At 75.1% G+C, this 15,183-nt stretch carries 4 protein-coding genes; all 4 read right to left on the bottom strand.

The window, feature by feature from the left end; all coding sequences use genetic code 11:
* Window positions 1-963: a hypothetical protein gene (locus ND747_RS23055; protein WP_251736285.1), complete on the bottom strand. Its 963-nt coding sequence runs from the start codon at window positions 961-963 to the stop codon at window positions 1-3.
* A gap of 55 nt (window positions 964-1,018) precedes the next feature.
* The gene (locus ND747_RS23050) at window positions 1,019-1,801 is read right to left on the bottom strand and encodes a thioesterase II family protein (RefSeq protein WP_251736284.1); all 783 of its coding nucleotides are present in this window, start codon (window positions 1,799-1,801) and stop codon (window positions 1,019-1,021) included.
* 43 nt (window positions 1,802-1,844) lie between these two features.
* Window positions 1,845-8,453 (bottom strand): type I polyketide synthase, encoded by a 6,609-nt coding sequence (locus ND747_RS23045; RefSeq protein ID WP_251736283.1) that lies wholly within the window; start codon window positions 8,451-8,453, stop codon window positions 1,845-1,847.
* Window positions 8,453-15,183, bottom strand: a 6,731-nt coding sequence (locus ND747_RS23040; RefSeq protein WP_251736282.1) for a type I polyketide synthase, incomplete at its 5' end; no start/stop codon positions are given. The genes ND747_RS23040 and ND747_RS23045, both read right to left, overlap by 1 nt.

The following is a 15,183-nucleotide window of genomic DNA, read 5'->3' as shown; positions in this document are numbered from 1 at the left end:
TCAGGCTTCCTGTGGGAGCGCGAGGTCGATACCGAGGTCGTAGATGGCGGTGGTCAGATCCGCGAGGTGCTCCGGCTTGTCCACATGCACGACCGGGAACGGAAAGGCGATGACACCTTCCGGCACTGCCGGGCCCACTACGACTCCAAGCCGGGTGCCGCTGAGCGCGAGGCCGGAGATCAGGTGGACCATGCTGATCGGGGTGACGGCGTTGCGCAGGAACAGATCGCGGACCTGGTCGCCGGTGGTCAACGCCTTGGCCTCCAGGCAGGATGCCAGCGGGATCGTGGGCGCGCGGAACTCGACCGCCTCGATGTACGGCGCCAGGAAGTCGTTGGCCGCCTGCCGCAGCGGGCTGTGCACCGCCGTCGTCACGCCGGGCAGGATCACCACCGTCCCTGGTGGAACCTGAGCGGACAGCGCCTCCAGTGCGTCCTGGTAGCCGGCGAGCATCAGCATGGCCTTCGTGCCGTCGAAGGCGGTACCGAAGTCGCCGGCGAGGTGGACTCCGGATCGGGCCGGCTCGTGGTAGCTCTCGGTGCTCTCCCCGATCGGCACGAAGGCGAGCGCGAGGCCCTGTGCGGGGGCGTCCGGCGCCGGGGGCGGCGTGTGCCGGGTCTGCCACAGCAGACCGAAGAACGCCTCCCGGTCGATCGAACCCGCCAGGCAGCTGCTGCTCATCGCGCCGAGGCTCAGCCCACCCACCGCGCCGGGGCGTATTCCCTGCTCCGCGAGGATGTCATGGATGCCGAGGGCGAGCGCCGCCTGGCGGATGGCGCCGATCGACTGCCGGGCCTCCTGCTCCTCGGGCAGTTCCTCGGTGCGGATCTGTGCCGGCGTCAGACTGGTCCATCCGCTGATGTCCGCATAGAGCGCACGCATCACCTCGAAGGCGTCGTACAGCTCGGATCCGGCACCCGGATCGTGGCTGATTCCGCCGCCGAGAATGTAACCGATGCTCATCGTGTCATCCTTTCGTTCGGCGCCGCCCGGGGCGGCGTCAACAACGGAACTGTGCTTATTTCCGGCTACCGCCGACCGGGCCGGTAAGGGCGGCCAGGTTTTCCGCGACGGCGGCCGTAACGCCATCGCGCTCGTTCACCAGATAGAAGTGGCCACCGGAGAAGACGTGTGCCTCGAAAGCGCCGGTGGTGTGGTCGGCCCAGGCGTGCAGGTCCGCGACCGAGGCGTGCGGGTCCTCGTCCCCGCCGAAGGCGACGACGGGACAGGTCAGTGGGGGTCCGGGAATGTGGCGGTGCCGCTCGACAGCCCGGTAGTCGCCGCGCACGACGGGCAGGATCATCTGCTGGATCTCCTCGTCGCCGAGAATCCTCGCGTCCGTCCCGGCGAGTTCGCGCAGCGCGTTCAGGATGTCGGCATCGGTTCCCTGGTGGACCAGCTCGATCCGGGCCACCGAGGGAGCCCGGCGGCCGGAGACGAACAGGGCGACCGGGCCGGGCCGACCGGCCCGCTCGAGTCGGCGGGCCACCTCGAAGGCCACGACCGCGCCCATGCTGTGGCCGAAGAACGCCAGTGGCGGGCCGGCAGTGGATCCGAGCAGCCCGGCCACCTGGTCGGCGACGTCGTCGATGCTCTCGAAGGCCGGCTCCGACCGCCGGTCCTGGCGGCCCGGATACTGCACCGCCCACAGGTCGGCGACGGATTCCAGGGCCCGCGCGAAAGGCTGGTAGAAAGTCGCCGATCCACCGGCGTGGGGAAAGCAGACCAGGCGGATCCCGGTGTTCCGCGCGGCGGCGAACCGGCGGAACCACAGGCTTTCGAGGACAGCGATGTCGGTCATGGTCGGCCTTTCTTCGTCGTCGGAGGATGGCCGTCGACACCGTTCACGAGCGCTCGGCCCGGATGTGTCCCGCCGGCTCACCGAGGATGTTCTGGAGCCAGTCCCGGACGACGCCGGAGGTGACCTCCGCGTGCTGTTCGCCGATGGTGAAGTGGTTCCCCGGCACGTCGAGGACGGTGTGGGCGCCCGCCCAGGAGGAACGCCAGTCCGTCGCCAGCTCCTCGGGCGCGACGTCGACCAGCGGTTCGGAGGCCCGCACCAGCAGGACCGGCGTCGACATCGACTCCGGTACCCAGTCCGCGAACAGATCGCAGTACCAGCCCATGGCCGTCAGCCGGGTGTCGTTCATCGCGACGAACGCCCCCTCCCGCTCGAACATCCCGCCGACCAGCACGTCCTGGAACTGGGCGATGGCCTGGTCGCTGGCCAGGTAGGTGTCGAGCAGGACGACCGCCGCCGGGTCGAGTCCCCGGCGTTCCAACGCCCGCGCCGCGGCGACGGCCAGCAGGCCACCGGACGACGCGCCCAGCAGGACGGGCGGCACCGCGCCGCCGTGGACGGCGACGGTCTCGGCCAGCAGGTCGATCAGGGCATCGACACTCACCGGTAGCGGCTCGGCGTCCTCGAAGCCGGGCAGCGCCACCACGGACACGTCCCGTTCGCCGCGGAAGAACGACGCGAACCGCAGGAACTGGTGGATCCCACCGAGCGCGACGAAGGACGAGAAGCAGATGACCGGCGGGCGGGCGGGCCCGCGGGCGAGGCGGACCGGTTCGGGAATCCGGGCGAGGTCGTCGACGCCGGTGAACATCGGCCGCAGCAGCGCCGCGTCCCGCAGGAGATCCAACCCGACCTTGATCTTGCCGGCGGCGGTGGCCTGGCGAAACAGCGCGGTGGCCGGTTCGGCGCTCGCCTGCGCCGCCGGAGCGGACGATCCCGGGTGGGTGGGATCCGGCGACGGCGTGCTCACCCCGATGCTCTGCTCGTCGATGCTCTGCTCGTCGTCCATGGCCGCCCGGGCCAGCTCTGCGGACAGGTACCGGGCGAGCTCGACGGGGGTCGGATGGTCGAACACGACGGTGGGCCGCAGCCGCAGCCCGGTGGCGTCGGCCAGCCGGTTGCGCAGGCCGATGCCGGTCAGCGAGTCGAATCCCAGCTCCAGGAAGCTGCGGTGCGCCGTCACCTCGTCGGTGCTGGCATGCCCGAGCACCGCCGCCACATCGGCGCGGACCAGCTCGACCAGCGCCGTCTCCCGGTCGGCTTCGGCGAGCCCGGCCAGCCGGCGCGCGAACGCGCCACGCTCGACAGCGGCGTCGACGACTCGGCGGGTGGGGCCCCGGCGGGTGGGGTCCGGGCCGTCGACGAGGCCGCGCAGCAGCGGTGGCACGATGTTTGCCCCAACAGCGATACCTGTCCCAGCGGCCCGCTCCCCGGTCGTCGATCGGCCGGAGCGTGCGCGCAGGGCCACGGGGGTCAGCTGGATCGGCACGGCCACCGGCACGGTGGTCGCCAGGGCGGCGTCGAACAGGGCCAGCCCCTGCTCGTTCGACAGCGGTCGCGACCCGCTGGCCGACATCCGGGCCAGGTCGGCGGTGCCCAGGTGGGCGGTCAGCGCGCTGCGCTGCTCCCACATTCCCCAGGCCAGTGACGTCGCCGGCTGGCCCGCGGCCCGGCGCCGGAGCGCCAGGGCGTCGAGGACGGCGTTGGCCGCGGCGTAGTTGCCCTGCCCGGCGCTGCCGAACACCCCCGCCGCCGACGAGTACAGCACGAAGGCGGTCAGGTCCGCGTCGCGGGTCAGTTCGTGCAGGTGCCAGGCGGCGTCCGCCTTCGGGCGCAGCACCGCGTCGAGGCGCGCCGGGGTCAGCGCGGCGATGACCCCGTCGTCGACCGCACCGGCCGTGTGCACCACGCCGGTGAGCGGAAACTCGGCCGGGACGGACGCCAGCGCGTCGGCGAGCGCATCCCGGTCGGCGACGTCGCAGGCGGTGAGGGTGGCGTCGACCCCGAGGGCGGCGAGCCGCGCGAGCAACTCCGCCGCGCCGGCCGCCTGGGCACCCTGCCGGCTGAGCAGCAGCAGTCGCCGCACCCCGTGGGCGGTGGCGAGGTGGTGGGCGACCAGCCGACCGAGCGTTCCGGTGGCCCCGGTGACCAGCACCGTCCCGTGCGTCGCCCAGACCGGCGCACCTCCCGTGGCTCCGTCTGCCGCTGTGCCGTCTGCCGCTGTGCCGTCTGCCGCCAGGCCGCCGTACGCCGCGCTGGCCGGGGTGGTGAGCCGGACCAGCCGTTCGGCGCGGACCATCCCGGCGTGCACCGCGAGCCGCGGCTCGTCGGTCGCCAGCGCCGCCGGGAGGACCGCGTACGACTCGACGTGATCGTCCAGGTCGACCAGGACGAAGCGGTCCGGGTGCTCCGACTGGGCCGAGCGGACCAGACCGCGGACCGCGGCGGTCGCGAGATCCCGCCCGGGCCGCCCCGACGCCCCGGGGCCGCCGTCCGCGGCGACCAGGCCCCGGGTCACGAACACCAGCCGGCTGGACGTGAACCGCTCGTCGGCCAGCCACCGTTGGACGAGCGCCAGCGCGGCGGCGGTGGCCGCCCGGACGGCACCCGGAACATCCGTGTCCGGGTCCCCGCCGGGGACAGAGGTGAACACCAGATCCGGGCCGGGAACGCCCGGTGCCGCCACGTCGGCGAGCCCCTCGGCCAGCCGGGCCGGCGTGCCGGTGGCGACGAGCCCGGTGGCGAGCCCCTCGACGAGGCCGTCCTGCGCGGCGCCGAGCACCGCGACGGTCGGTGGGTCGGATCCACCCCGGACCGCGAGATCCGCCGTCACCGGCGCCCACCAGGTCCGGAACAGGCAGTCGCTTCTGGTGAACGGGGTGGCGCGGGCGTCGTCCGCCGCCCGCGCCAGCGCCCCCGCGGGCACCGGACGCAGGGTCAGCGCGCCGACGGAGACGACGGTCCGGCCGGCGACGTCGACGGCGAGCAGGGACACCGCGTCGCCTTCCTGCGGGGTGAGCCGGACCCGCAGGGTGGTGGCGCCGGTGGCGTGCAGCTGGACCTCGGACCACGAGAACGGCAGCCGGCCGAGTGCTCCGGCGGGAACCGGCCCGCCGAGGAAGCCGACGGCCTGGAACGCCGCGTCGAGCAGCGCCGGATGCACACCGAACCGGCCGGCGTCGGGGTGCTGTTCCGGTGGCAGGACGACCTCGGCGAACAGTTCCTCGTCCCGGCGCCACAGCGCCCGCAGTCCCTGGAAGGCCGGACCGTAGCCGAAGCCGGACTCCGCGAACCGCTCGTAGCAGCCGTCGAGGTCGACCTGCTGCGCGCCGGTCGGCGGCCACACCCCGATCTCGTCGGCGTCCGGCCGGGAGGTGGCCCGGCCGGACAGCACCCCGGTCGCGTGCGTCGTCCACGGGGTGCGCTCGTCGGTGTCCAGGTCGCCAGGGCCGGGCACCGAGCCGGATCGGGCCGGTTCGGCCCGGGACCGGACGTCGATGCCGCGCCGCCCCGACGGGTCGGCCGCACCGACGAGAACCTGCAGGTGGATCGCCGCATCGGCCGGGATGATCAGCGGCGCCGCCAGGGTCAGTTCCGCCACCTGGTCGAGTCCGACCTGGTCGCCGGCGCGGATCGCGAGTTCCACCAGCGCCGTCCCGGGCAGCAGGACGACACCGGTGACCGCGTGGTCGGCGAGCCACGGGTGGCTGCGAAGGGACAGGCGGCCGGTGAGCGCCACCGGGCCGGCGTCCGGCCAGTCGACGGCCGCCCCCAGCAGCGGATGATCGGCGGCGGCCAGACCGACCGACGAGGCGTCGCCGCCGGCACCGCGGTCCGCCTCCAGCCAGAAGCGGCGCCGCCGGAACGGGTAGGTCGGCAGGTCGACGAGCCGCGCACCGGTGCCGGTGAACGCGGCGGTCCAGTCCACCGGCACCCCGTGGACGTGCGCCGCGGCCACCCCGAGCAGGAACTGGTCGAGACCACCCGCGTCGCGCCGCCCCGAGGCGATGGTCAGGACGGCGTCCGGCCCGGCTCCGGCCACGCCCGCGAGGTCGAGCCCGGCGTCCAGGGCGATCTGTCCGATCGCGGCGGTCAGGACGGGATGCGGACCGATCTCGACGAACGTCCGGTGCCCGTCGGCCAGCAGGGCGCGGACCGCCCGCTCGAACTCCACGCTCTGGCGGGTGTTACGCAGCCAGTAGGGGGCGTCGAGGGCGGCGGTGTCGATCCGTTCGCCGTCCACCGTGGAGTAGAACGGCGTCGGGACGGAAACCGGCCGCACGGGCCCGAGCCCGGCCAGCAGCCGGTCGCGGACCCGGTCGACCGCCGGGGAGTGGGAGGCGATGTCGACGGCGATGGACCGGGTCCGCGTCCCGTCCCTCGCGCAGCGCTGCACCAGTTCGCCCAGGGCGGCGGTCTCCCCCGAGACGACGACCGAGTCCGACGCGTTGACCGCGGCGACGGCTAGCCGCCCACCCCAGGGTGCGAGCAACGCCTCGACCTTGGCCCGGGACAGTGCCACCGCGACCATCCCGCCCCGCCCGCCGAGCTCCGCCTCCAGCGCCGCACCACGGCGCGCGACGGCGAGCGCCGCGTCGGGCAGGCTGATCGCCCCGGCGACGCAGGCCGCGGCGATCTCACCCTGGGAATGTCCGACCACCGCCGCCGGCCGGACCCCGAACGTCCGCCACAGCTCGGCCGTCGCCGTCATCACCGCGAACAGCGCCGGCTGGACGACGCCGGCCCGGTCCAGACCGGGCGCGCCGGCAGCGCCGCGCAGGACATCCCACAGCGACCAGTCGACGTGCGGGGCGAGCGCCTGTGCGCACCGGTCGAGCCAGGACCGGAACACCGCCGAGGACTCCGCCAGCTCCAGCGCCATCCCCGCCCACTGGGCCCCCTGACCGGAGAAGACGAACACCGGTGCCCGGGCGGCATCCGCCACGCCGGTGACGACCATCGGGGTGGGACGCCCGTCGGCGAGCGCGGCAAGCGCGGTGAGCAGCCCGCCCGGGTCCGCGCCGACGGCGACCGCCCGGTGCGGATGCCGCGCCCGGGCCGTCACCAGCGTGTGCCCGACATCGGCCGGACGCCAGGACGTCGCGTCGGCCAGTCGGGCCCGCAGCCGCTCGGCCTGGGCCCGCAGCGTCTCGTCGTCGCGCGCCGACAGGACCAGCGGGACGGGGGACGCGACGTCGGTCCCGTCGGTGCCGTCGGTGCCGCGGGCGGGTGACGGGCCGAGCGGGCCGTCCGTCGGGCCGTCCACCGGTGCCTGTTCGACGATCAGATGGGCGTTCGTCCCGCTGACCCCGAACGAGGAGACCCCCGCGCGGCGCGGACGGTCATCGGCCGGCCACGGCGTCGCCTCGGTGAGGAGTCGGACCGCGCCCGCGGACCAGTCGACGGTGCGGCTGGGCCCGTCCACGTGCAGGGTCCGCGGGAGCAGCCCGTGGCGCATCGCCATGACCATCTTGATGACGCCGCCGACCCCGGCGGCGGCCTGCGTGTGGGAGACGTTGGACTTCAGCGACCCCAGCCACAGCGGCCGCTGCGGGTCCCGGTCCCGACCGTAGGTCGCCAGCAGCGCCTGGGCCTCGATCGGGTCACCGAGGGTCGTCCCGGTCCCGTGCCCCTCGACGGCGTCGACCTCGGCCGGGTCCAGGCGGGCGTCCGCGAGCGCGGCCCGGATCACCCGCTGCTGGGACGGGCCGTTCGGCGCGGTCAGCCCGTTGCTGGCCCCATCGGAGTTCACCGCCGAGCCGCGCAGCACCGCGAGCACCGGCCGTCCGGCCCGGCGGGCGTCCGACAGCCGTTCGAGCAGCAGCAGACCGGCTCCCTCCCCGAACCCGGCGCCGTCCGCCGCGTCGGCGAACGACCTGCACCGGCCGTCGCGGGACAGCCCGCGCTGCCGGCTGAACCCGATGAACAGCCCCGGGCTCGCCATGACCGTGGCTCCCCCGGCGAGGGCGAGCCCGCACTCCCGGCGGCGCAGGGCCTGGCAGGCCAGGTGCAGGGCCACCAGTGACGACGAGCAGGCCGTGTCCAGGGTCAGCGCCGGACCTTCCAGGCCCAGCTCGTAGGCGATCCGTCCGGACGCCACACTCGACGCCGTACCGGTGCCGAGAAAACCCTCGACGTCGGCGGGGACGGCGGGCAGGCGCGCGGCGTAGTCGGTCGCCATCACGCCCACGAACACCCCGGTGGCGGAGCCCCGCAGGCTGTGCGGATCGATGTTGGCCCGTTCGACCGCCTCCCAGGCGATCTCCAGCAGGACCCGCTGCTGGGGGTCCATCGCGAGCGCCTCCCGCGGCGAGATGCCGAAGAAGTCGGGGTCGAAGGCGCCGGCGTCGTCGAGGAAACCGCCCTCGGCCGCGTACAGGGTGCCCGGCTGGTCCGGGTCGGGGTCGAACAGCGCGTCGACGTCCCAGCCCCGGTCGGTGGGAAAGGCCCCAACCGCGTCGACGCCGTCGACGACCAGGCGCCACAGCTGTTCGGGGGACCGCACCCCGCCCGGATACCGGCAGCCCATGCCGACGATCGCGATCGGTTCACCCGCGGCGTCCGCGAGGTCGCGGTTGCGCTCGCGCAGCGCGTCGTTGTCCAGCAACGCCGTCCGCAGTGCCTGGACGACCTTCTCCGTCGACGTGGCCATCACTGACTCCACCCGTCAGGCCGGGACGCGGCATCGGCGTCCCCGGCTCCGTCCGATCCGGAAACCCCGGGCGGGCCGGCGGCGGGCGCCTCCTGGTCCCCGAGGACGAGCTGCACAAGATCGTCGAGGTCCATCGACGCGATCGCTGCCTGGCGTCCGAGCGCGGCGGCCGACCCGACGGCGCCTGCCAGCTCGGCCGTCCCGCCCGCTCCGGCCGTCGCCCCCCGCTGGCCCGGTACTCCAGGTCCGGCCGTCTCGCCCGCAGCGGCCGTCCCGCCCGGGGCGGGGGCGAGCTCGTCACGCAGGTAACCCACCAGTGCCGCGGGAGTCGGGTAGTCGAAGACCAGGGTCGCGGGCAGCCGCAGACCGGTGGCCAGGCCGAGCCGGTTACGCAGCTCGACCGCGGTCAACGAGTCGAAGCCCAGGTCACGGAACGCCCGCCCCCCGGCCGACGCGGACCCCGGGGCGTGCCCGAGGACGGCTCCGACCTGGCCGAGCACCAGCTCGGCGAGGATCTCGTCCCGTTCTTCGGGGGACACCGCGAGCAACCGCCGCCGCAGGACGTCGGGCCCGTCCTCGCCCACCGCATCCACGTCCGCGGCGCGGCGCGGACGGGTTCGCACGAGCCCGCGCAGCAGCGGCGGGACACCGCCCGGCCCGGCCCGGCCACCGAGGGCGGCGAGGTCCAGGCGGACCGGGACCAGCAGGGCCTGGTCCACGGCCAGGGCCGCGTCGAACAGCCGCAGCCCCTCGGCCGAGGTCAGGGCCCGCACTCCCGCTCGTTCCAGCCGTCGCAGGTCGGGGTCGCCGAGCCGTCCGGTCAGCTCGCTGCGCTGCTCCCACAGCCCCCAGGCCAGCGACGTCGCCGGCAGGCCCGCCGCCCGCCGCTGGTGGGCGAGGGCGTCGAGGAAGGCGTTGGCCGCGGCGTAGCTGCCCTGGCCGGGGCCGCCGAAGACGCCGGAGGCCGAGGAGAACAGCACGAAGGCCGACAGGTCGAGCTGGCGGGTGAGCTCGTGCAGGTGCCAGGCGCTGTCGACCTTGGGGCGCAGCACCGGGTCCAGTCGTGCGGGGGTCAGTGCCGGGATCACCGCGTCGTCGAGGACACCGGCACAGTGGACGACACCGGTCAGGGGATGCTCGGCCGGGATGGCGGCGAGCAGGTCGGCGAGCTGGGCCCGGTCCGCCACGTCGCCGGCCCGCACGGACACCTCCACGCCGCAGCCCGCCAGGTCGGCGACGAGGTCGGCCGCGCCCTCGGCGGCGATGCCGCGCCGGCTGACCAGCAGCAGCCGCCGCACCCCGTGCACGTGGGCCAGATGCCGGGCCACCAGCGCACCGAGTACACCCGTGCCGCCGGTGACCAGGACCGTTCCGTCGGGCCGCCAGCGGACGGGCTCGTCCTCGCCGGTCGGCAGTGTGGCCGGGACCCGGACGAGCCGAGCGACCCGGGCGGCGCCGTCCCGGATCGCCAGCCGCGGCTCCCCGCTGGCCAGCGCCGCGGCGACCAGAGCGTCGGTCGAGGCCGCATCGTCAGAAGCCCCGCGGGTATCGCCGGTGATGTCGGTGATGTCGGAAGCCGGGGCGTCGCCGGGATCCAGGTCGAGCAGCACGAAGCGGTCCGGAGCCTCCGCCAGGGCCGAGAGCGCCAGGCCCCACACCGCGGCGCCCGCGAGATCACGCACGTCCTCCCCGGGGCGCGCCGCCACCGCCCCCCGGGTCACCAGCACCAGCCGGGACGATCCGAAACGCTCGTCCGCAAGCCAGGCCTGCAGCCAGGCCAACGCCCGGTGGGTGGCCCGCCGCACCTCCTGCGGCGGGTCGCCGGGCACGTCCCGCGCATCGGCAGCGACGGGGAACAGGGGCAGCAGGACCACCGCAGGCGGATCGGTGCTCGGGTGGGCGGCCGCGAGCGCGTCCAGGTCCGGGTACGAGCGGGTCGCCAGCCCCCGGACCCCGTCGGTTGCCGGCTGCCCGACGTCGAGGGCGGCCCAGGGCTGGACCGTTCGCGGCGTCTCCCCGGCGGCCGAGACGACCCAGTCGAGTGCGAACAGCCGGTCACCGACACCGGTGAGCCCCACGGGCTGGTTTCCGACCGGCCGCGTGACCAGGGAGTCCACCACGGCGACCGGATTTCCGACCTGATCGGCGAGGACGATGCGGGTCCGGTCGGGGCCCAGCGGGCTCAGCCGGGCCCGCAGCCGGCCGGCGCCCGCCGCGAGCAGGGACACCCCGTCCCAGGAGAACGGCAGCCGGGCGGCCTGGCCGCCGGAGTCGGCACCCTCGTCGGCCGTGGCGGCGACCCACAGGCTCTGCAACGCGGCGTCCAGCAGCGCCGGGTGCAGCCCGAACGCACCGGCCGTGCCCTGGAGGTCCGATGCCAGCGCGACCTCGGTGAAGACATCCGCCCCGCGGGTCCACACCGACCGCAGGCCCTGGAAGGCCGGCCCGTAGGCGTAGCCGGCGGCGGCGAACCGCTCGTACACGCCGTCAAGATCCACCGCCGTGGCGCCCGGTGGCGGCCAGCTTCCCGCCAGGTCGGCGAACGCGGGTTCGTCGGCCGGACCGGGCCCGGCCACCCCGCCGGCCGTCGCCTCCCCGGCGAGCAGACCACCGGCGTGCCTGACCCAGTCGGCGCCGGGGTCGTCCGCGGGGCGGGCGTGCAGGGTCACCGCCCGGTTCCCACGGTCGTCGGGACCGCCGATCCGCAGCTGAAGGTCCACCGCGTCCCGTTCGGGCAGGATCAGCGGGGCGTCGAGGGTGAACTCCTCGACCCGGTCGCAGCCGACCTGTTCGGCCGCGCGCAGCGCCAGCTCGACGAACCCGGTGCCCGGCAGCAGGACGGCGCCGGCGAACATGTGGTCGGCGAGCCAGGGATGCGTCCGCCGGGACAGCCGGCCGGTCAGGACGTGACCGTGGCCGTCCGCGAGCTCGACGGCCCCGCCCAGCAGCGGATGGTCGGCGGGAGCGATCCCGGCGGCGGCGACGTCGCCGGCCGCGGCGGGTGACGCTGGGGCCCACCAGTAGCGCCGTTCCTGGAAGGGGTAGGTGGGCAGGCTGGTCGTCACCGCCGCGACGTCCGGTGGGTCGACCGGCGGGTCGACCGGCGGCGGGCCGTCACCGGCGGCGTCCGGCCAGCGCACGTCGACCCCGTGCAGGTATGCCTCGGTCAGCGCGTCGAGCATCCGGGGTGGCGCACCCTCGTCGCGGCGCAGCGTCGCGACGGTGACCGGATCGCCGGTGTCCCCGTTCGACTCCACCGGCGTCCCGTCGATCGTCTCCTGGATGCCGACCGTCAGGACGGGGTGCGGGCTCACCTCGACGAACACGTCGTGTCCGGCGGCGAGCAGGGCGCGGGTGGCCTCGTCGAAGCGCACCGTCCGCCGCAGGTTCGTCACCCAGTACTCGGCGTCCATGGTCGCGGTGTCGAGCAGGCCACCGGTGACCGTCGAGTACAACGGCACCGAGGCCGTCCGCGGGCGCACCGGCGCGAGCAGCTCGCGCAGCCGCGGCCCGATCTCGTCGACCTGGGCCGAGTGCGAGGCGTAGTCGACCGGGATGCGACGGATCCGCACCCCCGCGGCCTCGCAGTCGGCCGACAGCGCGGCGAGCGCGTCGGTGGAGCCGGCCACCACGGTCGAACGCGGGCCGTTCACCGCGGCGACGGACAGGTCCGCCGCCCACGACGCCAGCCGCGCCTGGACCTCCTCGACCGGCAACGCCACCGCGACCATGCCGCCACGCCCCGCCAGTGCCCCGAGCGCCTTCGCCCGCAGCGCCACCACCCGCGCGGCGTCGGCCAGGGACAGTCCGCCCGCGACGCAGGCGGCGGCGATCTCGCCCTGCGAGTGTCCGACGACCGCCGCCGGTTCCACCCCGTGGGAACGCCACAGCGCCGCCAGCGACACCATCACGGCGAACAGCGTCGGCTGGACGACGTCCACCCGGTCCAGCGACGCCGCCCCGGCCGTGCCCCGCAGCACGTCGGGCAGCGACCAGTCCACCTGCGGGGCGAGCGCCTCGGCGCACTGCTCGATGCGTTCGCGGAAGACCGCCGAGTCCGCGAGCAGACCGGTCGCCATCCCCGCCCACTGCGTGCCCTGGCCGGGGAAGACGAACACGACCGACCGGCCGGAGCGGGCGACGCCCTCGCGGACCTCGGCCGTGGGCGCGCCCGCGGCCAGCGCGTCCAGCCCGGCGAGCAGGCTCCCGCGCTCGCCCGCGCGCAGCGCGGCCCGGTGCTCGAAGGCCGATCGCCGCCGCAGCACCGCCCCGATGTCGGCGAGGTCCTGCTCGGGATGGTCGGCGAGGTGGGTGCGCAGCGCGGCGGCCGACGCGCGCAGCGCCGTCGGCGTGCGGCCGGAGATCAGCCACGGCAGCACGATCCGATCCGGTCGCCCGGTCGCGGGTTGCCCGGTCACGGACTCGTCGGTCACGGCACCGGTCGGGCCGGCCGTGGGATCGCCCGCACCGTCGGCTGCCCCCGGCCCCGCCGCCGGTGGTTCCTCGAGCACGAGGTGGGCGTTGGTACCGCTCATCCCGAACGACGACACCCCGGCCCGGCGTGGCCGCTGCCGGCCGGGCCAGGGCACGGGTTCGGTGAGCAGCCGGACCGCGCCCGCCGTCCAGTCGACGTGCGGGGACGGCTCCTCGGCGTGCAGGGTCCGTGGGAGCACGCCGTGGTGCAGGGCGAGGATCATCTTGGCGACCCCGGCCGCGCCCGACGTCGCCTGGGTGTGTCCGATGTTCGACTTCAGCGATCCGAGCCACAGCGGCCGGTCCGCCGGTCGGCCCTGGCCGTAGGTCGCGAGCAGGGCCTGGGCCTCGATCGGATCACCGAGGGTGGTGCCGGTTCCGTGCGCCTCGACCGCGTCGATCTCGTCGGCGCGCAGACCGGAGCTGGCCAGCGCCTGGCGGATCACCCGCTGCTGGGACGGCCCGTTGGGAGCGGTCAGGCCGTTACTCGCCCCGTCCTGATTGACCGCCGAGCCGCGGATCACGGCCAGGACGGGATACCCGGCGCTGCGCGCGTCGGACAGCCGGGCCAGCACCAGCATGCTGACGCCCTCGGCCATGCCCATGCCGTCCGCCGCGGCGGAGAACGCCTTGCAGCGACCGTCGACGGCCAGGCCCCGCTGGCGGCTGAAGCCGACGAACGCCCCCGGGGTCGCCATGATCGCGACACCGCCGGCGAGCGCCAGCGAGCACTCCCCGCGCCGCAGCGACTGGCTCGCCAGGTGCAGGGCCACCAGCGACGACGAACAGGCGGTGTCGATCGTGACGGCCGGGCCCTCCAGGCCGAAGGTGTAGGCGAGCCGACCGGAGAGCACGCTGGGTGCGCCCCCGGTGAGCAGATGACCCTCGGCGTTGTCGGGGGACGCCGCCGCCCCGAGGACGTAGTCCTGGTAGTTCGCGCCGACGAACACCCCGACCGGGGCACCGCGCAGCGAACCCGGCGTGATCCCGGCCCGCTCGAACGCCTCCCACGAGGTGGCGAGCAGAAGCCGCTGCTGCGGGTCCATCGCCAGGGCCTCCCGCGGCGAGATGCCGAAGAAGTCGGGGTCGAAGTGCCCGGCATCGTGCAGGAAACCGCCCCGGCGGGTGTAGGAGGTGCCGGGATGGTCGGGGTCGGGATCGTAGAGCGCGTCGAGGTCCCAGTTGCGATCGGTCGGGAAGTCACCGATGACGTCCTCGCCGGCCGCCAGTACCCGCCACAGGTCCTCCGGCGTCCGTACCCCGCCGGGGAAGCGCAGGCCGAGCGCGAGGATCGCGATCGGCTCATCCGCGGCACCCGGTGCGGCACCGGGTGCGAAACCGGTCGTGGCGGCAACGGGGACGGCCGGTGTGCCGGCCGCCGCGGCACCGACGAGGTCGATACGCAGGAACTCGGCCAGCGCCGTCGGGTTCGGGTAGTCGAAGACCAGGGTGGTGGGCAGGCGCCGGCCGGTGGCCGCGCTCAGCCGGTTACGCAGGTCCACCGAGGTGAGCGAGTCGAACCCCAGCTCACGGAACGCGCGGGCGGCGTCGACCGATCCGACGCCCCGATGCCCGAGCACTGCGGCCGCCTCGGTCCGGACCAGCTCCAGCAGCACCCGGCCGGCCTCGGCCGCGGGCAGTCCCCGCACCCGGTCGACGAGCGCCGACCCCGCCGGCGTCAGGACGGACCGGTCGGTGCCGGCGCCGTTCGCCGTGTCCCCGTCCGCGCCCAGCGCCCGCCGGACCTGCGGGATCTCGCTGAGTAGCGGGCTGGGCCGGGCGGAGGTGAACACCGGAGCGAAGCGATCCCACTCAACGTCGGCGACGGCGATGTGCGTCTCGTCGTCGGCGAGAACCCTCGCCATGGCCGTCATCGCCAGCTGCGGGTCAAGGAACGGCAGGCCCTGGCGGCGGACCCGGTCCAGGTCGAGGCCGTCCGGGGTGGCGGTGCTCGCCCACACCTCGGAGCTGTCCCAGACCCCCCAGGCGATGGAGGTGGCGACCAGACCCTGGTCGCGGCGCCACTGGGCGAACGCGTCGAGATAGGCGTTCGCCGCCGCGTAGGCGCCGTGGTCACCGCTGCCCCACACCCCCGCGATCGAGGAGAACAGCACGAACGCGTCCAGCGGGGTGTCGCCGAGCGCATCGTGCAGGGTGCGCGCGCCGACCGCCTTCGCGGTGATGACGGCGGCGAGATCGGCCGCGGAGAGGCCGGCGAGCGGGGCCAGCTCGATGACGGCCGCGGCGTGCACGACCG

The sequence above is a fragment of the Frankia sp. R82 genome (genome assembly GCF_023716925.1).
In the GTDB taxonomy this organism is placed as follows: Bacteria; Actinomycetota; Actinomycetes; order Frankiales; family Frankiaceae; genus Frankia.
Note: the sequence above shows the minus strand (reverse complement) of the source record. Positions and strands in the feature narration are given on the sequence as shown.

Bases quoted from the DNA above. Each gene is read 5' to 3' on its own strand.
- ND747_RS23055 (WP_251736285.1), bottom strand. From the start codon at position 963: ATGAGCATCGGTTACATTCTCGGCGGCGGAATCAGCCACGATCCGGGT.
- ND747_RS23050 (WP_251736284.1), bottom strand. From the start codon at position 1,801: ATGACCGACATCGCTGTCCTCGAAAGCCTGTGGTTCCGCCGGTTCGCC.
- ND747_RS23045 (WP_251736283.1), bottom strand. From the start codon at position 8,453: ATGGCCACGTCGACGGAGAAGGTCGTCCAGGCACTGCGGACGGCGTTG.